Annotated in this window: 18 protein-coding genes; 6 read left to right on the top strand and 12 right to left on the bottom strand. The window is 61.1% G+C overall.

Annotated features, from left to right (window positions below; all coding sequences use genetic code 11):
- Positions 1-51: 51 nt before the first annotated feature.
- The 3 genes from SJY18_RS08805 to SJY18_RS08815 all read right to left on the bottom strand — a co-directional run bounded on the left by SJY18_RS08805 (position 52) and on the right by SJY18_RS08815 (position 6,261).
- Complete coding sequence (locus SJY18_RS08805; RefSeq protein WP_396667278.1) at positions 52-3,150, bottom strand: M14 family zinc carboxypeptidase; 3,099 nt, start codon at positions 3,148-3,150, stop codon at positions 52-54.
- Positions 3,151-3,286: 136 nt separating this feature from the next.
- Positions 3,287-4,714 (bottom strand): CCA tRNA nucleotidyltransferase, encoded by a 1,428-nt coding sequence (locus tag SJY18_RS08810; protein WP_396667279.1) that lies wholly within the window; start codon positions 4,712-4,714, stop codon positions 3,287-3,289.
- A 20-nt stretch (positions 4,715-4,734) separates the two neighbouring features.
- Positions 4,735-6,261 carry a methyltransferase gene (locus SJY18_RS08815; protein WP_396667280.1) on the bottom strand — a complete coding sequence of 509 codons (1,527 nt, stop codon included), beginning with the start codon at positions 6,259-6,261 and terminating at the stop codon, positions 4,735-4,737.
- 111 nt (positions 6,262-6,372) lie between these two features.
- On the opposite strand from SJY18_RS08815, the gene SJY18_RS08820 reads away from it, so the two are divergent.
- From SJY18_RS08820 to trxA, 4 genes are all read left to right on the top strand, one after another.
- Positions 6,373-8,589 carry a DUF6049 family protein gene (locus tag SJY18_RS08820; RefSeq protein WP_396667281.1) on the top strand — a complete coding sequence of 739 codons (2,217 nt, stop codon included), beginning with the start codon at positions 6,373-6,375 and terminating at the stop codon, positions 8,587-8,589.
- A complete protein-coding gene (gene murJ, locus SJY18_RS08825) occupies positions 8,586-10,199 on the top strand; it encodes a murein biosynthesis integral membrane protein MurJ (protein WP_396667282.1) in 1,614 nt (537 codons plus the stop codon). Before SJY18_RS08820 ends, murJ begins: the two co-directional genes overlap by 4 nt.
- A 152-nt stretch (positions 10,200-10,351) precedes the next feature.
- Positions 10,352-11,335: a thioredoxin-disulfide reductase gene (gene trxB / locus SJY18_RS08830; RefSeq protein ID WP_337336678.1), complete on the top strand. Its 984-nt coding sequence runs from the start codon at positions 10,352-10,354 to the stop codon at positions 11,333-11,335.
- A gap of 78 nt (positions 11,336-11,413) precedes the next feature.
- Positions 11,414-11,737 (top strand): thioredoxin, encoded by a 324-nt coding sequence (trxA, locus tag SJY18_RS08835; RefSeq protein ID WP_396667283.1) that lies wholly within the window; start codon positions 11,414-11,416, stop codon positions 11,735-11,737.
- Positions 11,738-11,816: 79 nt separating this feature from the next.
- Here the strand turns inward: trxA and SJY18_RS08840 are convergent, their stop codons facing one another.
- The 9 genes from SJY18_RS08840 to rpmH form a co-directional block, all read right to left on the bottom strand.
- Positions 11,817-12,164, bottom strand: a complete 348-nt coding sequence (locus SJY18_RS08840) for a tryptophan synthase subunit alpha (RefSeq protein ID WP_337336679.1) — start codon at positions 12,162-12,164, stop codon at positions 11,817-11,819.
- Positions 12,165-12,193: 29 nt separating this feature from the next.
- Entirely contained in the window at positions 12,194-13,180 is a 987-nt protein-coding gene (locus SJY18_RS08845; protein ID WP_396667284.1) for a ParB/RepB/Spo0J family partition protein, read from the bottom strand.
- Positions 13,180-14,112, bottom strand: a complete 933-nt coding sequence (locus SJY18_RS08850; RefSeq protein ID WP_396667285.1) for a ParA family protein — start codon at positions 14,110-14,112, stop codon at positions 13,180-13,182. Before SJY18_RS08850 ends, SJY18_RS08845 begins: the two co-directional genes overlap by 1 nt.
- A 1,795-nt stretch (positions 14,113-15,907) precedes the next feature.
- A complete protein-coding gene (rsmG, locus tag SJY18_RS08855; RefSeq protein WP_396667286.1) occupies positions 15,908-16,543 on the bottom strand; it encodes a 16S rRNA (guanine(527)-N(7))-methyltransferase RsmG in 636 nt (211 codons plus the stop codon).
- Between the two features lie 30 nt (positions 16,544-16,573).
- The gene (locus tag SJY18_RS08860; RefSeq protein ID WP_337336683.1) at positions 16,574-17,083 is read right to left on the bottom strand and encodes a R3H domain-containing nucleic acid-binding protein; all 510 of its coding nucleotides are present in this window, start codon (positions 17,081-17,083) and stop codon (positions 16,574-16,576) included.
- A gap of 19 nt (positions 17,084-17,102) precedes the next feature.
- On the bottom strand, positions 17,103-18,254 hold the full coding sequence (gene yidC, locus SJY18_RS08865) for a membrane protein insertase YidC (protein ID WP_337336684.1): 1,152 nt from the start codon (positions 18,252-18,254) through the stop codon (positions 17,103-17,105).
- An 8-nt stretch (positions 18,255-18,262) separates the two neighbouring features.
- Positions 18,263-18,619, bottom strand: a complete 357-nt coding sequence (gene yidD / locus SJY18_RS08870) for a membrane protein insertion efficiency factor YidD (RefSeq protein ID WP_337336685.1) — start codon at positions 18,617-18,619, stop codon at positions 18,263-18,265.
- Positions 18,616-18,951 carry a ribonuclease P protein component gene (gene rnpA, locus SJY18_RS08875; RefSeq protein WP_337336686.1) on the bottom strand — a complete coding sequence of 112 codons (336 nt, stop codon included), beginning with the start codon at positions 18,949-18,951 and terminating at the stop codon, positions 18,616-18,618. The genes yidD and rnpA overlap by 4 nt, the downstream gene beginning before the upstream one ends.
- 8 nt (positions 18,952-18,959) lie before the next feature.
- Positions 18,960-19,097 (bottom strand): 50S ribosomal protein L34, encoded by a 138-nt coding sequence (rpmH, locus tag SJY18_RS08880; protein WP_013584598.1) that lies wholly within the window; start codon positions 19,095-19,097, stop codon positions 18,960-18,962.
- Positions 19,098-19,524: 427 nt separating this feature from the next.
- Here rpmH and dnaA point away from each other — a divergent pair, with 427 nt between their 5' ends.
- Positions 19,525-20,838, top strand: coding sequence for a chromosomal replication initiator protein DnaA (dnaA, locus tag SJY18_RS08885; protein WP_396668902.1), 1,314 nt, complete (start codon positions 19,525-19,527; stop codon positions 20,836-20,838).
- Positions 20,839-21,266: 428 nt separating this feature from the next.
- Positions 21,267-22,418, top strand: coding sequence for a DNA polymerase III subunit beta (gene dnaN / locus SJY18_RS08890; protein WP_396667287.1), 1,152 nt, complete (start codon positions 21,267-21,269; stop codon positions 22,416-22,418).
- The last annotated feature ends 2 nt before the right edge of the window (positions 22,419-22,420 follow it).

Here is a 22,420-nt window from a genome sequence, read left to right on the forward strand (position 1 = left end):
GAGCCTAGGGCAGCGAGGGGGCCGCCGAGGCGACCCCCTCGCTGCTGTGCGCTAGATCTGGCGCGCGGTACGTGCTCGTGCGAGCATCGCGATTCCGGCACCGAGCAGCAGGATCGACATCGCCCCCAACACGAGACGAGAGGTGTCACCGCCACCGGTCACCGCGAGGTCACCACTGTCACCGCTGGATGCGGTGGCTGGTGTCTCGGTGGCAATCGGAGTTGCCGAGGCCGTGGCCGAGGCTGTCGGCTCCGCGGTGGGCGTCGGTTCGACAACCGCAGTGGCGACGCTCAGGTCGTCCCAGCCGAGCAGCGCTCCCTGGTCATCGACAACGGCGATCTTGTGCTCACCGAGAGCTGCATCCGCGGGGATCATGACCTCGAACTCACCGCCGACGACCTCGAACTCACCGAGTTCGGTCGGGTCTGAGAACATCAGCACCGAAACAGTGCCGTCGCTCCCCTCTCCCATCGTGACCGGGATGGTCTCGCCGGGCTCCGCGCTGTCGGGGATGCTGACGGTGCCGCGCGTTTCGTCGGTGAGGTCTTCTTCGATTACTGCCCCAGGAGGCGTCACGCTCTCGCCCTCGGCTGCTGCCCAGAAGATCGCCCGTGCGACGTCGCTGAACGCGCCGACCGGGTGGTTGCGGAAGGTCGGCGAGCTACCGAGCACGAAGGCGCGGCTTCCAGACTCGCCGACTGCCGAGAAGGCAGCGGGCTGGGCGGCTGCATCGGACTGCGCCCGACCCGAAGTGGCGGCTGACCAGTGACCTGAGATAAACGGGTCTTCGGTTGCATATGTCTGCTCGACAGTCGTGTTCTCGCCGAGTTCGGTGTACCAGACGAACGGATATCCGAACGCGGTGTCCTGCGGATAGTCGCCCAGTACGCCGTCAGCGACGGTGTCTACTGTGGCGATTCCGTTCGATCCGCTCGCTCCGCTAACCGACGAGACCGATGCGATTCCGAAGGCGTTGACGAATGTCGCACCAGCGGACTCAAGACCGACGACCGGCTTGCCGGCAGCGATGAACGCCTCGACCGCAGCAATACCGTCTGCCTGCGACGAGCTGTTGAAGTTCAGGTTCGATCCAACAAACAGCAGGTCGATCTCGGTCAGGTTGACCTCGCCCGAGGTGATCGTGCCCGTGGTCACGGGAACGATGTCATCGAAGCCGAGCTTGGTCAGCGCGTCACGGTCATCGGTGTTGTTCGCGTAGCCGATGCGCACACTGCTCAACGCGGTGCTCTCGCCATCGCGCAATGCACGTCCGTCGTTTGCGGTGAAGTCCACACCGAACAGTGCTGCCGCAGACGCAGCCGCCGCATAGCTGGCCTCATCATTGCCCACGATCACGGTGCCATCGGGAATCTGAGACAGCGCGATTCCCTCCTCCAGCAGTTCGTTGATCGCCACATAGTCAGCGACGCCACGCGGCTCGAATGCAAGGTAGGTGCCGGCAGCGGGTACTGAGCCCGTGAGTTCTGCGTCGGTGACCGCTTCAAGAGCCGTCGTCGGCGCAGCATCCGTCGTCGTTCCCAGTACGTCTACATCTGCACCCCAGAGCAATGCCAAGCTCCACGCGGAGATGTCATACATGCGACCGATGCGGTCGGTGATGTCAGTACCTTCGTCAAGCAACGCGTTCGCGAGACCACGCAACGGCTGGTGCATGTCAACGTAGTACGAACCCGCCGGGTAGGTGACGCCTTCGAAGGTGAACTCTTCGGTGGTCTTCGACACATCGATGTTGTTCACGAGCAACTGCTGAACCAGCGTCTGTGCGTCGGAGTCCGAGCGCTGTGAGTCACCCATGGGGATCACGTATGCACGCGGGAAGTCTGCGGTGTAGACATCAGTCTCATCCCAGATCTCGACCCACTCAGCCGGCACGCCTTCGGCGAGGTCATCCGCAGTGATATCTGCGGGGATCTCGACGCTTGCCTCACCGTCGACGCCGCGACGGAAGATCTCGATCTGGTTGTCGAGAAGAACCTCGTGGTGCTCATCGACATAGTCAACGACCGTGTCGATGACGATCTCAGCAACTTCGATGTTGATTGCGGCGCGCTCGGCGTTGATGGGGTTGGTCGACGGGTTGGCGCGACTGAGAGGAAGCTCTACCGTGTTGGTGATTGCACCCTGGAAAGCAACGTACTGAGGCGCGAAGATCGGCGGCCAGTCGTCCCAGCCTTCGCGGGTGTCGCGGTAAGGGATCTTGATCTTGCCGGTGTTCTCAGTCGTAACCCGGCCGTCTTCATCGAGGTAGGTGTTGCCCTCGATGTCAGCCTCGACCACTGCCTGCTCGATAGAGAGTGCGGTCGAGTATGCGTGCGGGAGGAACAGGTCGTACTCGTAGCTCTCGCCGTGGGGCGGTCCGCAGGGCTCGATCTGAAGCACGCTCGTGTAGCCGTGAATGTCGATGAAGTACGTCGGCTGAATGATGCTCGCCAAGTCGCGCACGATCGCAGACTCCGCGGTCGCGCCGGTGACGAAGTCACGGTTGGCGTCGTAACCGGTGGCCGTTGCGCGCTGTCCGAGCGCGCGGCCGTCGGGGTTGTTCGTCACGGTGAAGTAGAGGCGGTTCTCTGAAACGAGCTCGGCAACCTCGGGATCTTCGCTGAGGGCAAGATCCTCGATGTAGTTGAGCGTCGCATCGGTCCCCTCCCACTCGTTGCCGTGGATGTTTCCGTTGAACCAGATGGGGGTCTTGTAGCCCGACTGCAGCGCGTCGTCGGAGACCGCGGTCTCGGCGTCGTACTTGATCGTGTCACGCCACTCCAACTGCTGTGCAGTTTCGGCGGCTGTCTCTGGGCTCGTGACCGTGACCATATAGACGTCACGATCCTGAGCGGACTTGCCAACCACCTGCGCGGAAACGCGGTCACTGGCTGCCATCAGATCGTTGAGGAACGGAGCGATCTCGTCATAGGGGATCGTTCCGCGGTCGATGGATGCATCTGTCTCAAGGTCAGGGAAGACATCGAGCGTGGGTTGCACGGGGTAGCTGGTTGGCATGTCGATGTAAGGCGACAGCGGTCGAACGATCTCGAGTTCAGGGGTCTCGATGTCGGCGACCGCGACAGGAGCAACGATGAGGCCGGTGACGACCACCGCCGCGCAACTGACGCTCGCTATGAGGCGTTTCACGAATTTTCTCCAGGAATGAGCAATCAAGCGGCACGACGGTGGAGCGCGATTCGTGCCGCGGTGAAAACACTCGCCAAAGATCGGACGAATGTCAGGGGTGTTGCCAAATGTAGAGAGCCTATGTTTCAGCTTTGTGTCAGCTGCGAGAAGCCCACCACTCGCGCAGTCGTCGTTCCGCCTCAACCTCGCCGAGCACACCCTCGTCGAGGCGCAACTCAAGCAGGAATCGATACGCTTCGCCCACTTCGCGACCCGGAGCTATGCCCAGAACCTCTTGGATGCGATTGCCATCGAGGTCGGGACGCATTGAGGCGAGCTCTTCTTCTTCAGCAAGCTCTGCAATGCGCCGCTCGATGTCGTCGTATGCACGCGCCAGGCGTGACGCCTTGCGCTTGTTGCGAGTAGTGACGTCAGCTCGCGTGAGAATATGCAGCCGTTCCAATTCGGGTCCGGCATCGCGCACATATCGCCGCACAGCTGAGTCGCTCCAGGCACCCTCCGCGTATCCGAAGAAGCGCAGATGCAGCTCGATCAGCTTCGACACCGCGTCAATCGTCGACGCGTCAAAGCGCAATGCCTTCATTCGCTTCTGTGCCATCCGTGCGCCGCGAATGTCGTGGTGATGAAAGGTCACACCGCCACCGGGCTCGAGTTTGCGGGTCGACGGTTTTCCGATGTCGTGCAACAAGGCGGCGATTCGCAGCGGGATGTCGGGGGGCGAATCGGGGTGTCGGGTACGGTCCAGCTCGATCGCCTGTTGCAAGACGGTCAGCGAGTGCTCGTAGACGTCTTTGTGATGATGATGCTCATCGACCTCAAGTCGCAGCGACGGCACCTCGGGCAAGAACTCATTCATCAGACCGGTGTCGACGAGAAGCCTGATGCCTCGCACCGGATCATCGGCGTGCATGAGCTTCACGAGTTCGCTCTGAATGCGTTCGGGGCTCACTATATTGAGGGTCTCGCGCAGCTCGCCCATGGCCTCGAGCGTCTCTGGCGCGACCGTGAACTCTAGCTGCGAGGCGAAGCGTGCGGCCCGCAGCATTCGCAACGGGTCATCGCCGAAACTGACACTCGCTTTTGTGGGAGTGCGAAGGCGTTCGCCGAGCAGGTCTTCGACCCCGCCCGTGGGGTCGATCAATGTCTGAGCGGGCACACGCAACGCCATCGCGTTGACGGTGAAATCGCGGCGCACCAGATCGCCGTCAAGGTCGTCGCCAAACTCAACGGTGGGCTTTCGGGTGACGCCGTCGTAGCTGTCGGCGCGATAGGTGGTGATCTCTACTTGTTCGCCCAGCACCTTCGCGCCGATCGTGCCGAATGCACGACCGATGTCCCATTGCGTCGTGCTGACCGGGGTGACGATCCGCAGAATGTCGTCGGGACGAGCGTTCGTGGTGAAATCGAGGTCGTTCGTCGCCCGATCCAGCAATGCATCACGTACCGGTCCACCGACAATCGCGAGCTCGAAACCGGCGGCATCGAACGCGCGCGCCAGGGTCGAAACAACGGGAGACTCAGCGAGCGCGCCGAGGCGCGCTACGCCCTCGGCCATATTGAGCATGCGTCAAGCCTACCGAGCCGCTACGGTGTGTTCAGATTCAAGAAGCCCATAACCGCCAACTCCCGCACTCGCGGAATCAGGTCGGCACGCAATGCGGCAGCATCCACTTCGAGCAACTGGGCGATTGCGTCGATGAGCACCCCGGCTGCGAGGTCACCGTCACACGCACCCACGAGCGCGGCGAGGCCAGAGTCAACGTTGAGCGATCGGCCAAAGCCACCACCCTGCCGAAGTTCGATGATCGTCGGATCTTCTTCACCGGGCAGGTGGTGACGTGCCTCGGTGACGTCGGGCGCAACCGTGAAAACCGATGCGGCGACACCCTCGGCATCAAGCTCATGAAGTCGGTCATGGGTTTCAAGGGCTTCGGCTAGGTGCACGCCCAAGCTGTCTGCCACGAGCGCCTGGTGCAGCTTCTCATAGCGAGCGAGTGTGGGCGGTCCCGACAGCGGGCGACGCAGCAGCAGATAGCCGAAGCCCACCGCGCTCACCTTGCGGCTGGCGAAGTCGTCGAGCCACGCGTCGATCAGATCGGCAAAGCGCGCGGTGCCGGGCAGTGTGCCGCCATCGCGAACCCACAGTTCCGCGTACGCGAGCGGGTCAACGCTTTCGCGCTCAACTATCCAGGCATCGAGGGGCACCGCAGATGATTGCACCCACTCGCGAACTCGATCAAGACCGTCAACGCCATCTCGGGACTCCCAGTTGCCCAGAAGTTGGGCAACTCCGCCCGGCACCAGATGCTCGCCAACTCCGGTGACGAAGGCTGACACGAGATCATCGCCGACCATCCCGCCGTCACGATACTCATAGGCAGGCACCTCAGCCGAGCGTGGTGTGATGACGAACGGCGGGTTCGACACGATCCGGTCGAAAGCCTCACCGGCCACCGGATCGAAAAGACTCCCCGACCGGGTTTCGATCGCATCGACACCGTTGATGAGGGCATTGAGGCGCGTGAACCACAGCGCTCTGTCAGAGACATCGGTGGCAATGGTGTGGTCCACGTTGCGTCGTGCGCGAAGCGCTTGGATTCCGCACCCTGCGCCAATGTCGAGCCCTCGCGTCGCCGGCGTCGGCAACTGCAACGCGGCAAGAGTCAGCGATGCTCGGCCGACACCCAGCACGTGCTGTTCGGGTAGCGGGCCACCCAAGGCGGCCTCGTTGAGGTCGCTCGCAATCCACCATTCGCCCGCGCCCATCGCGTCGGCATAGGAGTGCGGACGCACAACCGCAGCCGGTGTGACGACCGCGGCGTGCTGGGTTGCGATTCGTAGCTGCACCAGTCCCTCAGTCCCGACGCCCGGAAGGGCCTTCGAGACGGATGCTGCGGGTTGCGCAAGGCCCAGCACAAGCAGCCGGGCTAGCACAGCGAGGGCATCGTCGCGGTCGCCGAGCGCACGAGCGGCGGGACCACGCAGCCCGCGAGCAATCGCGTCGTCGGCGGGGGCTCCCCAGGCGTCTTTCAACGCCGAGGCCGTGAAACCTGCGGCGCTCAGATCGGCCGCGAAGGTCTCGCAGAGCAGTGGGTCGGGTTCGTGAAGCATCCGTCTATTCAACCGCGCTCCCGGTGAGGCTGGGGAGCCTCAAAGCTTCATCACCGTAGAATCGCAGTCGATCGTGCGGTTCGGATATCGCACAGGAGCACACCTCACAGCATGACTGTCACCACATCTGGAAAGCCCGCGCGTCGCGGCGCACTCAGTGCACGCTTCGCCGCGGGGTTCGTAGCGATGCTTCTGGGTGGGTCGGTCGCGATAGCCGCCCCTGCCGTCGCAGCAACGCCAGAGCCAACTCCAACGCCTATGCCCACTCCCGAGATTCCACCAGGCACGACAGCATTCACGCTGTCGCCAGTGGCTTCGGGAATCGTCTACCCGGGCGACAGCCTCACCGTTTCAGTAACGCTCCAGAATGCGACCAGTCTCCCGACCGACCCGGTCGAGGTGACCCTTGAGCTCGGCGACCAGCCGATCACCGACCGGCGCTCTCTCACGTCATGGCTCGATGGATCTAGCACCAACCTCGAGACATCGCCCGTAGCCACCACGACGCTAGAAAGCGTGCAGGCGCAAAGCGAGTACTCGCAGGGAATGCTCGTCGACGCCGACGATTCCTCGATGCTCGATCTCGCGAGTGGCATCTATCCACTGGTGGCGACATACGAAGACGACGAAGAAGTCCGCTCCACCAGCGTGATGATCATCCCGAACGATTCAGCCGACGCAGGCACAGCCATCGGCGTGATCGTGCCCGTCACCGCACCCTCGCTCACCGGGGGTCTGCTCACTTCGAACGAGTTGGCAGAGCTGACCTCGGCCAATGGCTCGCTCTCCAACCAGCTGAAAGCTGTTGAAGGCACGCCAGCCATCCTGGCCATCGATCCGGCCATCGTTGCCGCGATCCGCGTGCTTGGCACCGCCGCGCCAGAGTCTGCCGTCGAGTGGCTGAACAACCTGCTGGCGTTGCCGAACTCACGCTTCGCCTTGCAGTTCGGTGACGCAGACGTCGCCGTGCAGATTGAAGCCGGCCTGTCTGAACCGCTAGCGGCCACAACGCTGACGCCATACATGTCAGAGCAGGATTTTTTGAGTCAAGGTGAAGAGCCCGTCAGCGCAACGCCGAGCGCAACCCCGACCCCAACCCCAACCACCGACACCGACACCGACACCGACCCTTTGCTACCTGATCTGTCGGCCCTGCTCGACATCGGCGCGGCCAGTTCGGGTATCTATTGGCCTGCACCGAATTCGCTCGACGACGACACCCTCGAAACCCTTGGTGCGGTCATGATCGACGACTTGGCTTCGGTGACGCTGCTGAGCTCTGACGAAACCGCGGCCGGTGCCGCGGGGGCAACAGTGGGCGCCCGCGTGGGCATCGACGATGCCGACGCCCTCGCGTACGACACCGAGATCTCAACTGCGTTGCATGCGGCATCGTTGCAAGACAACTCGGCGCTGCGCAGCGCCGAGTTGACGGCGGCAACCGCGCAGTTGATGCTTGCCGGTGCCAACGCGGGCGGGGCGGCACTGCTTGTCACCGTAGACCGCGATTCCGATCGATCCAGCGTGGCACTGCGCACCGCGATCCTGGCTGCAGCTGAAGCTCCCGGCTTCACCGCAACCGACCTCACCGCCCTGATCGATGCGAGCGAGCGCCGGATGCAATTGGTTGAGGCTGAAGAGGAGCCCGAGCGCGTATCCGAGGCTAAGAGGCTGCTCGACGACGAGACCGAGCTCAACCGATTCGCGAGCATTCTTGAAGACCCCACGTTGCTCACCGGACCCGAGCGAGCCGAACTGCTGCAGCTGCTGAGCGTCTCGTGGATAGGAAATCGCGGGTGGAGCAGAGAAGTCGACGCTCACCGTGAACAGACCGACACGACGCTCGACTCCGTCGCCCTGTTGCCGAGCAGCACCATCAACTTGCTCGGCGCCGGCGCCGGACTCGGATTCTGGGTGCGCAACGATCTGCCGTATCCGGTAGAGCTCGTGCTTTACACCTCTCCCGATGATCTGCGCCTTGACGTGCAACGCGCCACGCCTGTCGTTGCGACCGCGTCGAGCAATACTCGCATCGAGGTTCCCGTGCAGGCGCGGGTAGCAAATGGCGAGGTGACACTGACACTCCAGCTGCGCAGCCGCACGAACGTCGCTATCGGTGATGCCGAGTATGTTCAGGTCAATGTGCGCGCCGAATGGGAAGCATTCGGCATCGGTGCCCTCGCCGTCGTGGTCGGGGGGCTGCTGATCGTGGGTGTCATTCGCACGGTGCAACGCACCCGGGCTTCGGCAACCAATCAACCAGAGCCTGAAGCGGCCGCGAGTGAGTTGGCATCAGACGAAGCACCCGATCGCAAGGACGACGAGTGAGCGGGATCGGGCGCGCGAGTGTCCTGATCGGCGCGGGCACCGTCGTCTCACGATTGACAGGTTTCGTTCGCTCGGCTGTGCTCGTTGCTGCTGTGGGCTCGGTCTCGGAGGCCGCTGACGCTTTCGGGGTGGCGAACCAGCTGCCCAACAACATCTATGCCATTGTCGCGACCGGTCTGGTCGCCGCCGTGATTGTGCCACAGATCGTTCGTGCCTCGCGCGATGCCGACGGCGGTCAGAGCTTCATATCGAAGCTCATGACGCTCGGAGCCGTGGCGCTGCTCGTTGTCACCGTCATTGCGACGGCGGCTGCCCCACTGCTCGTGCAGATCTACGCCCCGGGGTTCGCGCCCGACCAGCTCGCCCTGGCGACAGCTTTCGCCTACTGGTGCCTGCCCCAGATCTTGTTCTACGGCATGTATGCCCTGCTCGGCGAAACCCTCAACGCCCGCAGGGTGTTCGGGCCTTATACCTGGGCTCCGATCATCAACAACGTTGTATCTATTGCGGGTTTCGTGGCGTTCATCGTGGTGTTCGGCGGCGATCAGACCGCGGTGGCTGCCTGGACGCCACAGATGATTGCCCTTCTCGCGGGTACCGCAACCCTCAGCGTCGTTGCGCAGTCAGTCGTTCTCGCGATGTTCTGGCGCCGCGCCGGTCTTCGTCTGCGCCCCGACTTCCACTGGCGCGGCATCGGTCTGCGTCACCTGGGACGCCTGGCTGGGTGGACCTTTCTGATGGTCATCGTGGGTCAACTGGCTGGGCTCATGCAGTCACGTGTGTTGTCGCTGGCGTCGGGCGTCGGTCCGTCCAACTTCGCCTCGGGCAACGCCTGGCTGCTGTTCATGCTGCCGTATTCGATCATCGTGCTCTCGATCGGTACGCCGTACTTCACCCAGCTCAGCGAACATGCCAAGGCCGGTCGTGACGACGAGGTGCGCGCTGACATTGAGCGCAGCATCCGCACCCTGGGACTGTTCATCGTGATTGCGACCGCCGCGCTGGCTGTGGCCTCGGTTCCCGCCTCACGCATCCTGACGAACAGTCGTGAAGATGCCGTAGACGCAGGTTCGCTGCTCAATGCCTTTCTGATCAGTCTCATTCCTCTCGCCGTGCTGTTCGTCATTCAGCGCACCTTCTACGCCTACGACGACACCCGCACGCCGTTCGTCTTCACGGTGATCCAAGCATCGCTCGTCGTTGTCGCCGCGCTCGTTGCCCGCCAACTGGCGATCGATGAGGTGATCCCCCTCACTTTGCTTGCTGCGGCGGTTGCGCTGGGTCAGTCGTGTGCAACGGTGATTCAGGTGATCATTGCCACATGGCTGTTGCGCCGACGCCTCGGTGACATTGGAATTCGATCATGGATGCTGGCGCTTGGTCGATTCGCGCTGGCGGCGGTGCCCGCAGCGATCGTTTCGTGGCTCGTGTACCAGTGGAGTGGCGGAGTTGACGGCTGGATGGTTTCTAGCCAGCTGATGGGCGCCGTCGGTTCCGCGGTGTTGTGTGTGGTCGCGCTGGTTGTCTACATTCCCGCGCTCGCGATCCTTCGCGCTCCGGAACTCGGCCCAGCCATGACGATGCTCAAGCGGTTCTTGCCCAGCCGTTGATCTGCCGTTCATGAAGTTAAGTCTTCATATAGGCATCCCTGCTCCGTTCGAGTGACTGGCTCTCAGCGCGTGGGAATGAGCCACGGCTAGCATGTGTTGTGGCAAGTGGCGCGAGTGAAGCGTCGTGCCAAAGACTTCTGAAAGGTTCTCCCGTGCGTAATGTCATCATCATTGGATCCGGTCCTGCCGGGTACACCGCCGCGATCTATGCCGCCCGAGCGAACCTCGAGCCGTTGGTCGTCGCAAGCTCAGTAGAGGCGGGTGGAGATCTGATGACGACCACCGACGTCGAGAACTTCCCTGGGTTCCCTCAGGGCATTCAGGGTCCCGAGCTCATGGGAAAGATGCAGGAGCAGGCCGAACGGTTCGGTGCCGAGGTTCTTTTCGACGATGTCGTCACGCTTGACGTCGACGGCCCGGTCAAGAAGGTCGTACTGGGCAGCGGCAAGGAGTACGAAGCCGACGCAATCGTTTACGCCACCGGCTCAGCGCACCGCAAGCTCGGCGTTGCAGGTGAAGAGCGTCTTTCAGGTCGTGGTGTTTCGTACTGCGCCACCTGCGACGGGTTCTTCTTCCGTGACCGCGAGATCGCCGTCATTGGCGGTGGCGACTCCGCCATCGAAGAGGCCACATTCCTGACCAAGTTCGCATCGAAGGTCTACCTGGTTCACCGTCGTGACGAGTTGCGAGCCTCGAAGATCATGCAGCAACGTGCGTTCGATAACGACAAGATCGAGTTCGTATGGAACAGCATGGTCGCCGACGTCGTTGGTGAAGAAGCTGTAACTGCTCTCGTGCTTGAGTCGACTGTCGACGGTTCGCGTCGCGAGCTGCCGGTCGAGGGCGTCTTCGTCGCGATTGGAAACGACCCCCGTACGCACCTCGTGCACGGAAAGCTAGACCTCACCGAGGCTGGGACTGTGTGGGTGGACGGCCGCTCATCGCGAACCTCCGTATCGGGTGTGTTTGCTGCCGGCGACGTCATCGACCCGACCTACCGGCAAGCAGTCACCGCCGCTGGTAGCGGCACCGTGGCTGCTCTCGACGTCGAGCACTTCCTCGCAGGAAAGAACGAAGCAGGTTCGCCAGAGTCGGATGCCTCACAGATCGACAACCTCGCCGGCGTCGAAGCCTAAAACTGACCGCACGGAACAATTCGCAGCGAGCGAGCGTTCCCCTCGAGCAAGCGTCGTCTTACAAAGGAGACAGAAACTATGACCGCACAGGCAACCACCTCAGCTACGTGGGAACAAGACGTCCTTCAAGCAGAAGGGCCCGTACTCGTCGATTTCTGGGCCGTCTGGTGCGGTCCTTGCCGCATGGTCGCTCCCGTCCTCGACGAGATTCAGAGCGAGCACCCTGACAAGATCACGGTACTCAAGCTGAACGTCGATGAGAATCCTGACCTTGCCATGAAGTACCAGATCACGTCGATCCCAGCGATGAAGGTCTTCAACAAGGGCGAGGTCGAGAAGACCATCATCGGAGCAAAGCCGAAGTTCGCTCTCGAGCAGGATCTCGCCGATTACATCGGTTGATCGCTGAGCCTTTTGGGCCCCAGCACTCGTTTGCCAGCAAACGGGTGCTGGGGCCTTTCAGTATGAACAGCGGTATTGCCTACGTGATGTCTGCGCGCACTGTAGAGTCCCAGGCTCGATGAGTGTTGGCGTCGCCCAGTAGGCGCCACACAGCCTCCGTCAACGGCGGGTAGTCAATCGCTATCTGGCGCAGTACCCGGTAGTGACGCGCCGCGTTGGGTCGGGCTCCCCCATTCTCGGCGATGTTGTCGGCTCGCAGAATGAACACGACGAGTTCGTCAACGCTGGGGAGGTCTTCCATGAAGTCCCACGGATCTTCGCCACCGCGCAGGCGCTCAGAAACCAGTACGGAGAGCTCGTCGGCTGCTTCAGCACGGAGCAGTTCCAAACTGGCTCGGCGTCTAGGCGTGTTTTGGTCGTTTCCCACTCATCAAGGGTACGCTCCGAGCGCCGCGGTCAGGCCGACCCGTAACCAGTCTCACCCAACTCTTCGAGAATTCGATTCAGATCTTGGATGCTTGCAAAATCGATGCTGACCTGGCCTTTGCGAGCAGTGAGAGAGATCTTGACGCGGGTGTTGAGTCGATCCCCCAGTCGTTCCGCCACTTCGTCGAGATGCGATCGGCGTGAACCTGCTTGGGGTCGGGGCGCACGAGGCGCTGCCCCGTCCGAACCCTTGGCAGCGGCCTCCGCGGCGCGGACAGAGAGATCTTCGTTGACGATCTTGTCGGCCAGGCGCTGCATCGATTCCGGCGTTTCCAGCGACAGGATCGCGCGCGCATGGCCCGGCGTGAGAACCCCCGCGGCAACCCGCTGTTGCACGGGCACCGGTAGCTTGAGCAGGCGGATCGTGTTGCTGATCTGGGGTCGCGAACGACCAATGCGGGTGGCAAGCTCTTCCTGGGTAATACCAAAGTCTTCGAGCAGCTGCTGATACGCAGAGGCTTCCTCAAGGGCGTTGAGTTCCGAACGATGAAGATTCTCGAGGAGGGCGTCACGCAGAAGGTGCTCGTCGGCAGTTTCTCTGATGATGGCCGGGATCGACGTGAGACCAGCTTCACGTGATGCTCGCGTGCGGCGCTCACCCATGATGAGCTCATAAGTGCCGTCTTCTTTGGCGCGCACCACCACAGGCTGCAGCACTCCGAACTCGCGCACACTGTGCACGAGTTCCGCGAGGTCATCGGGCTTGAAATTGGTTCGCGGCTGACGCGGGTTGGGCACGATCTGGTTCGGATCGATGTGCACCAGTCTCGCTCCAGGAACGACGACCAGATCTTCGGTGTGCTCGCTGGCCGGAGCCTCAACTGTGTCGGGCGACTCAGTGGACTTGTCCGCGCTGCTGGCGCGCGGGAAAAATACGTCAGAAGGCCGATCGTCGGTTGCTTCGCTGGTGGGGATCAGGGCACCGATTCCGCGGCCGAGTCCTGTGCGCTTTGCCATCAGGCGCGTCCTTCCTTCGTGGACGCACTGTCGCGTCGAATGATTTCCACTGCTGCTTCGCGGTATGCGATCGCACCAGCAGACTGCCCATCATAGGCAATTACCGTCTGGCCGAAACTCGGGGCCTCTGAGACACGCACAGATCGGGGAATGACCGTATCGAGTACCTGCTTAGCGAAGTGTTCGCGCACTTCTTCCGCAACCTGCTGCGCCAGACGCGTACGGCCGTCGTACATAGTCAGCAAAATCGTTGAAAGCACCAACTGCGGGTTGAGGTGCTTCTGGATCATACGCACAGTGCTCAGCAACTGACTCAACCCCTCCAGCGCGTAGTACTCGCACTGAATAGGAATCAGCAACTCACTGGCAGCCGTGAAGGCGTTGATGGTGAGTAGGCCCAGCGACGGCGGGCAGTCGATGAGAACAAAGTCCATCGTGTTCACGGCTGACGAAAGGTAGTCATCGAGCGCGGTGCGCAAACGGTGCTCCCGAGCCACCTGTGACACGAGCTCAATCTCGGCGCCAGCGAGGTGAATCGTGCTGGGCGCACAGAACAGGTTCTCTGCTTCTGGGCTGGTTTGAATGATGTCTGCCAGAGGAAACTCGTCGATGAGCACGTCGTAGATACTCGGAGTATCGGCCGTGTGCGGCACGCCGAGAGCCGTGGATGCGTTTCCTTGAGGATCCAGATCGATGACCAAAACCCTTGCGCCCAATGATGCGAGTGCCGCGGCAGTGTTCACCGCAGTCGTGGTCTTGCCCACGCCCCCCTTTTGGTTCGAGACGGTGAGCACACGGGCTTTACCCGAAAGCACCACGTTCGCCGAGGCCAAAGCCCGGCGGCGTGCACTGAGATCGGCAATTTCACGGGCGAGCGGGGTGTCGTCTAACGAAAAGGTCTCCGTAGTCTCCGACTCGTCGGGTTGTTTCACGTGAAACACTTCTCTCTTTTGCGAGCCTGCAACAACGCTCTCCACTCTAGTCGCCCCTGCCCCCACTCCCCGCGTGTTGCCGAGATACTCGGATGCTGTCACGCTCGCGGCGCCCTGGCACCTCGCATCGCGCAGCGCACTCAACGTCGGGAGTGGATTCGAGGAGCTTCGCGACGTTAGAAGGTCAGGTGCCGTACTGCCGTCGATGTCCGCGGCACGGAGAGCCGGTCACGGCTTCGACGGCGGGCTACAGCCGCGAAGCCCCCATCTTGGTTTCACGTGAAACAATCCGAGCTTGTAAGCCAACACTGATGAACGACTTCGAGGTCAGACTCCTCATGCACGCGTTGCAGTGGCGGGGACTAGCCGCGCGCGAACCCCCGATAGCCGCGTGCGAACTTCGCGCAGCCGGCCCACCGCTGCCCCGCACTATTCACTGCTCCTGATATCGCACGAGCGCCGCGGAAGTTGGGCAGCTTCTGCCTGGGGATCAAGCGCCACGTCGGCAGTGCAACTCGAAGTAACTACGTATCGCGAGACACCAGCTTCTCACTCGACGCGTGCTGCCGTTTCACGTGAAACGCTCTCGGCGATACGGCTGCTCACCCGGTTGCGGCAGTCACTCGTGACCACGCACTCGTCATCACCCGTTCGTGAGCGCCCCTTCGTGACGATCCGTCCGGCACTTGCCCCTCCGGTCCCCACCCCTTCGGTCCCCACCCCTTCCGGACCCAACCTTCGTGACGATCCCTCCGGTACTACCCCCTCGGTACTACCCCTTCGGTTCCCACCGCCTCGGTCCCACCCCTTCGTGACCGTGCCTTCGTGACCGTGCCTTCACGACCGTGCCTTCACGACCGTGCCTTCACGACCGTGCCTTCACGACCGTGCCTTCACGACCACCCACTCGGGACCGCTCCATTCGGGGCCCTTCATGAGCGCGCACTCGTGATCGCTCACTGTGACGGCGCACTCGTGACGCTTCATTCCGGACCGTGGCAGTGGGCGACTGTGTTTTGTGCGTTCTGTCTCCTCAGTGCCCATGCGGTGGCTGGCGTGCATATTGGCTCTCGCGGTCATCCCGCAACCTCATACTTGCGCAGGAGCGCTGCCGTCCCACTGCTCGCAACTCCCACGGTTGATGCATTGCGCGAGCAAGGACTGATCCGCGACTGCGCAGGGGACCAGGCCATCATGTTTCACGTGAAACGCCCGCTATCGTGAGCGTCATCGTCGCGAGGACCACACCGCGCCCAACCACGCTACGAGTGCGACGGGTCAGTAATTACAGTTATCGAATGGGTCGTGGCTGGGTCATAATGCACGTCACTTGATACGTTCATCGATGTGGACGTGGAAGGACGTCGCATCACGAGCTGGGGCGCAATGTTTCACGTGAAACGCGCGGTACTGTCGGTATCATCCACGCGACTACCCAGCGTTTCCGGCCACAGTGCGGGCGAGACCCAGGACAGCTCGTCCAAGCTGATAACCCAGGTTTTGGACGCATGCCTGGATTCCACCGCCGAGACGACCTAGGCTATCGGGATCAAAGCGGAAGACGCACAACGGTGCATCCGACATGTTTCACGTGAAACGCGCCGCGCAGCGGGATTGTGATCAGCGCCGAACACTTATGTGCGCGACGCTTGCCCGCCCCCAGCTCTGGACTAATCGCACGAGAGATGGGCTCTGCAGCCGGCGATAGCGGTCGTTGCAGAGGGTTGTGACCACCCTCGCTGCCTAGAGCCTTCGCTCTCGATCTGCACGCACAGCGCGGTCCGGCCCCAAGCAGCTATCGAGCGGCGCGAACAGTCGCTCGAATTACACGCGAGGGCTCGTCAAGTACGCCGTCGCCGACTACCTCTACGCGAGCATCAGTCAGCCGAAACTTACGTAGAACCTTGTCGGCGGCTGCGATCTCATTCGACGCATTCGCGCCCTTCAAGAGGATCAGTTCACCACCGTCGCGCACGAGTGGGGCTGTGAGTGGCACCAGAGTGCGCAATGCGCTGACGGCACGAGCGGTGACGGCATCAAGGGTCGCGCCGTGTTGCCAGTCTTCGGCCCGCGCGCGAACGACTTCGACATTATCTAGCCCAAGTGCCTGTGCCTGCTCAGACAGCCAAGCGACACGACGCTCCATGGGTTCAATCAATAGCCATTCGATGTCTGGACGTGCAATGGCAAGCACAACGCCGGGAAGGCCCGCTCCCGAACCCACGTCTCCTACGCGGCCGGCGGAGAACAACGGAGCGATGATTGCACTGTTGAGCACGTGACGACTCCACAGGCGTGGCGGCTCCAACGGGCCGATAAGCCCGCGTTCTTCGCCGTGCGCTGCGAGTGCCGCAGTGAACTGGCGGGCAAGTTCCAGTCGGTCGCCAAAAATTTGGCGCGCGACGGGCGGTTCGTCCTCGACGAACATCATGAAAGTTTCACGTGAAACATCGCCTGACGGTCAGCCGCGCCGGATGACGGTGTGCCGCTCAGCACCCTCGCCGTATGACTCCGAAACGAAACCGCGTTCTGCCACGATGTCGTGAACGAGTTTGCGCTCGTAGCTCGACATCCCCGGCAGCGAAGCTTGAGATGCGCCCTCATCGAGACGCGCAATAGCCCGGTCGACGAGAGTCGCGAGCTGACGTTCGCGGGTTTGCCGAGAGCCACCCACATCCAGGATCAAACGCGAGAACCGACCTGTGCGGGTCTGCACGGCGATGCGCGTGAGCTCTTGCAGCGCTTGTACGGTGTCGGGCTGTGCGATCAATTCCACAGAGCCGTCCTCGGGAGCTTCCACCGAAACGTACGCGCGCCCTGACCGCACGTCGAGGTCAAGATCACCGTCGATATCAGCGATGTCGAGGAGACCTTCGAGAAAGTCCGCTGCGATGTCGCCCTCTTGTTCAAGCTGCTCGACGGTTGCCGGAACGCGTTCGGCGGTTGCAGACTCCGTGGTTTCAGTAGTCATGATGCCTCTCGAAAGTTGGTTAGGACGCCGTGTTTTTGCCGTCGTCGCCGGCGGGCTTGTCACTCGGTGGGTTCGATTTGCCCTCAGCCTGTGACTTGTTCAATTGATTCTTGCCTGCCTGTTGCTTCTTAGCGCGTTGCTTGCTTACAGGCTGCTGTCTCTTGGGTGCAGCCAAACGTGCTGCTTCAGCTTCTTCGAAGAGCCGCTGTTGTTCGGCCTCGTACTTCTCCATCGGAATGACTTTTCCTGAAGCGTCGAGCGCCTTGCCCTTTCGAGCCAGTCGTTCCTCGCGGGCTTTTGCTGCGTCAGAACCCGGCGTCGGCATCTCGCGAATAACGAGGAACTGCTGCCCCATGGTCCAAAGGTTTGAGACAAACCAGTAGATGACAACGCCAAGCGGGAAGAATACGCCAGAAAATACGAACGCGAACGGCAGCACGTACAGCATGATCTTCTGCATCTGATACGCCTGGCCAGTCTTGGCCTCGGGCGAAAGGTTCTTCGAGATGATCTGAAGCTGCGTGAAGAACTGCGATGCAATCATCAGTACAACCAGCGTCACAAGGATCGCGATTGCCGGCACGTTGCCGGTGTTCACCGCGTCAATGAGGGTCTCGTGTAGCGAGGCAACACCGAAGAGCTTGGCGTTGTAGAACTCTTGCGTGAGTTCTGCGCTGAGCAACCCGACTCCACCAATGCCCGCAGCAGCGTGCTTGGTCACGTCGTTGAGCACGCTGAACAGTGCAAAGAAGATGGGCATCTGCACGAGCAACGGCAAACAGCTCGCCACCGGAGTGGTGCCGTGCTTTTTGTAGAGCGCCATGGTCTCGCGACTCATGGCCTCGCGCGAGAGCTGATCCTTCTTGCCTTTATACTTTTCCTGAACTTTCCGCAGTTCAGGGGCGATTTCCATCATCTTGCGCTGGCTCTTGATCTGCTTCACGAAGAGCGGAACGAGAGCGGTGCGCACGACCAACACGAGGCCGACGATCGACAGCACCCAGGTAATGCCATCAGCGGCAGGTAGCCCGATAAGCGTGAAGAACCAGTGCCAGAAAACAAGCACTGCCTCGACGGCCCATTTCAGCGGCCAAAGGATAGTTCCGAGAAGGTCAAACCCACCGCCTGACGAATCAGTGGATGTGGAAGTAGCGGCCAACAAGAGATCCATGCGGTGGATCAGTCCTTTCCGGTGGGGGATGGCACGACGAATCCGTGAGGAGTCAGCGCGTGCCGGAAGTTCTTGTGGGCCGGAACGTCGTCGACGCCCCCCTGAGCCCAGGGGTGACAACGCGCCAGTCGCGCTGCAGTGAGAGTAAAGCCTCTGAAGATGCCATGTTGCTGATAAGCCCCGACGGCATATGCCGAGCAAGATGGGTAGTACTTGCACACGTCGCCATAGGTGTGAGACACCGTGGCGCGATATCCATGGAGCAGCGCTAGCGCGGCGTTGCGCGGAATAAGTGGAACAGAGCGCGCAAGGTCTGCTGGTGCAAGCACCGCATCTCCGAGGGCATATGCCGGCAGAACACTCATGCCGCTCGCCTACTCAAACAACGAGAAACTTCGTCGCGAAGGTCAGCAAACGTCGCGGTCGCTGCTGAGGGAAGGGCACGGATCACAATGTCGTTTCCAGGCTGCAATGAAGGAAGCGCTTCAGCGCACACGGCTTTGAGTCGACGTCTCACAGAATTGCGTACAACAGCACCGCCCACTTGGCGGCTTACGATGAAACCGAACCGAGTGGGCGTCGCGAGAACTGCTGGTGTGACATAAGTCACCGTGTGCGCACCGGCACAACGACGACCCCTGCGGACAACGGCCTTGTATTCCGTCCCGCGGGTGAGTCGGTTAGGCCGCGCCAGCACCGTGTGGGTCAGGCCGAAAGTTCGGTACGGCCCTTGGCGCGACGCGCTGCGAGGATGCCGCGACCTGCGCGAGTGCGCATACGAGCACGGAAACCGTGCTTCTTGGCACGACGACGATTGTTGGGCTGGAAGGTGCGCTTGCTCATGGAGATCCTCCGGATCAGATGTCACCGGGATGCTCTGCCGGGACGTTCGTGTATGGGGACGGCCCACAAAGGGCGTAAGTCAACCGATTAAGGCTACGTCTTGTCGGACGATAACTCAAACTGAGAACACTGAAACCGCATTACGCCCAATCCCTTCAAGATACTGGAAAGACACGCGGGACGCACCTACAGTGGAGTTTGCTCCCGGACCTCCAGCGAACTAGCGTTGCTCCGGCAGTTTTCCACAGGCAATCCGTGATTTTTCCGCGGGTTGGAGTGGACTCATCAACAACCCGGGGGGGCCATGTCATCGCACGATATTCCAGATGTTCCGGTCTGGTCAGCAGTGCTCGATGTGCTCGCCAGCGACGATCGCATTACGCCGCAACTTCAGGGATTTCTCAGCCTTGCTGTTCCGCAGGGGGTCATGGGGGGAACTCTGTACCTCGATGTGCCCAACGATCTGACATCCGCGCAGTTCACCAAACGCATGCGCGCCCCGATCATGGAGGCGCTGGCGGCAGTCGGACAGAAAGATCAGCCGCCCACCGCGACGTTTCGGGTAGTCGTGAACCCCGAGATCGCTGATCCGCGGTTCACGGCGCCAGTGCAAATTCAGGACGAGCCAGCACCACAGCAGATGAACACCGGTGCCCCGCGATCACCCATGGAACAGCCCATGGAAACTCAGCACACCGGTTCCCGCAACGACACGCGCCTGAACCCGAAGTACACGTTCGACAACTTCGTGATCGGGCAATCCAACCGCTTCGCGCATGCCGCAGCTGTCGCCGTTGCCGAAGCGCCGGCGAAAGCGTACAACCCGCTATTCATCTATGGCGACTCCGGGCTCGGTAAAACGCACTTGCTGCACGCAATCGGCGACTACGCCATGAGTCTGTACAGCGGAATCCGAGTTCGCTATGTGTCGAGCGAAGAGTTCACCAACGACTTCATCAACTCCATTGCCAACAACCGCGGATCAGCATTCCAAGCGCGCTACCGCGACGTCGACATACTGCTCATCGACGATATCCAGTTCCTTCAGGGCAGAGCCGAAACACAGGAAGCCTTCTTTCACACGTTCAACACCTTGCACGATCACGACAAGCAAGTGGTCATCACAAGCGACGTGCCGCCCAAGCACCTCACCGGCTTCGAAGACCGCATGCGCAGCCGGTTCGAGTGGGGTCTCATCACCGACGTCCAGGCGCCTGACCTTGAGACGCGCATCGCGATTCTCCGCAAGAAAGCTCAGAGCGAGCGACTTCATATTCCTGACGAGGTACTCGAATACATCGCCACCGTGGTGTCATCAAACATCCGTGAACTCGAAGGAGCGCTCATTCGTGTATCGGCCTTCGCGAGCCTGAACCGATCGTCGCTCGATATCGCACTTGCCCAGACTGTGCTGCGCGACATCATCGATCAGGACGATGCGAATGTCATCTCTCCGACAGACATCATCACCGCGACCGCACAGTACTTCAAGCTCACCGTCGATGACCTCTATGGTTCAAGTCGTTCGCAGTCAGTCGCCACGGCTCGCCAGATCGCAATGTATCTGTGTCGGGAGCGCACCAGCCTGTCGCTGCCCAAAATCGGTCAGCTCTTCGGCAATCGCGACCACACAACAGTGATGTACGCCTATAAGAAGATCAGCGAATTGATGAAAGAGCGCCGCTCGATCTACAACCAGGTCTCCGAAATCACCACTCAACTCGGCCGCAACGGGCGCTGAGCGTCGCGCGCAGCATCCATTCGCCTGCTGACTTGACACCCGCTCCAGTGCGGCCTTATATTCCGGTTCTTCACAGTGTGGAAAACCTGTGGATAACTTCAAAACTCTGCGGAATCACTGTGCAACAAACAGTGTTGCCTGTGGATGAGTCAAAAAAGCCGCGAAGCCGAAGGCGCAACTTTCAGGCCACAATCCGCAGCGGTTCCACAACTCACACTCGTGTAGTTCCATTGACCTGGCAGGGATCCACAGAGTTATCCACAGTTTCCACAGCGGTTAACACCATGACAAATAGTTCTAATGAGGAAAAGGATTCGATCACCTAAAGACAAACCTGCTGTCAGATCAACCGATCTCACGTTCGTCGCTTGTCACAGCCACGAGTGGCACTAACATGAGAACCCCAACCCGGACTCGAGGGAGCATTCGTGAAGTTCCACGTCAATCGCGATGTGTTCAGCGAAGCAGTGTCGTTCGTCGTCAAGCTCCTGCCACAGCGAAACCCGCAGCCAATCCTGGCTGGCGTGCTCATCGAAGCAACCGACGAGGGGCTTTCACTCTCAGCGTTTGACTACGAAGCATCCGCACGCACCACCATTGATGCGACGGTTGACAGCCCAGGAACGATTCTTGTTCACGGGCGTCTGCTTTCCGAGATCGCGAGCCGGCTTCCCAACGCTCCGATTCAGATCGAAGTGGAAGAAGACGGCGGGATCCTTCTGACCTGCGGCTCCGCGCGCTTCACGCTTTCTTCGATGCCTGTTCAGGAATACCCGGCCATCCCCGAGGTCTCGGGGGATTCGGGTCTTGTTCCCGCCGATGAATTCGCCATGGCGATCGCACAGGTCGCATTCGCAGCGTCTCGAGATGACGTAACACCTGTGCTCACCGGTGTGCAGCTCGAAGTGACGGGCAACCGTCTGAGCTTGGTCGCCACCGACCGCTACCGCGTTGCGCTTCGCGACATTCCGTGGGACGGCGGATCTGTTGACGCTGAAGAGGCGACGACAGCACTCGTGCCCGCTCGCACGCTTACCGAAGTGGGCAAGACCTTCTCGCACAGTGGCAATATCTCGATTGCTTTCTCTGGCTCTGGAGACCGCGAGATCATCGCTTTCACATCGGGCAACAAGACAGTCACCTCGCTGCTGATCAAGGGCAACTTTCCGCCGGTGCGACGGTTGTTTCCCGAGCAGACCGAGCACCACGCTGTGATCAACACGGCTGACCTTGTCGAAGCTGTTCGCCGTGTCTCACTCGTGCTTGACCGCTCCGCACCGCTGAGATTCACCTTCACCGCCGACACAGTGTCGATGGATGCATCAGGTACAGAACAGGCTCGCGCCACGGAGTCCGTTGATTCCAACCTGGTCGGCGAAGATGTCACGCTGGGTCTCAACCCGCAGTATCTGCTCGAATCCCTCAGCGCAGTCAAGAGCGAGTTCGTTCGCATCACCTTCACCTCGAGTGACAACGCGAACAAGCTGAGCCCGGTGCTCATCACACCGCAGACGTCTGTCGACAAGTCGGGTGAAGAGTCCTTCCGCTATCTGCTCCAGCCCAACCTGCTGTTGCGCTGATC

This window comes from Microbacterium sp. R86528 (assembly GCF_044596335.1).
Classification (GTDB): domain Bacteria; phylum Actinomycetota; class Actinomycetes; order Actinomycetales; family Microbacteriaceae; genus Microbacterium; species Microbacterium marmarense.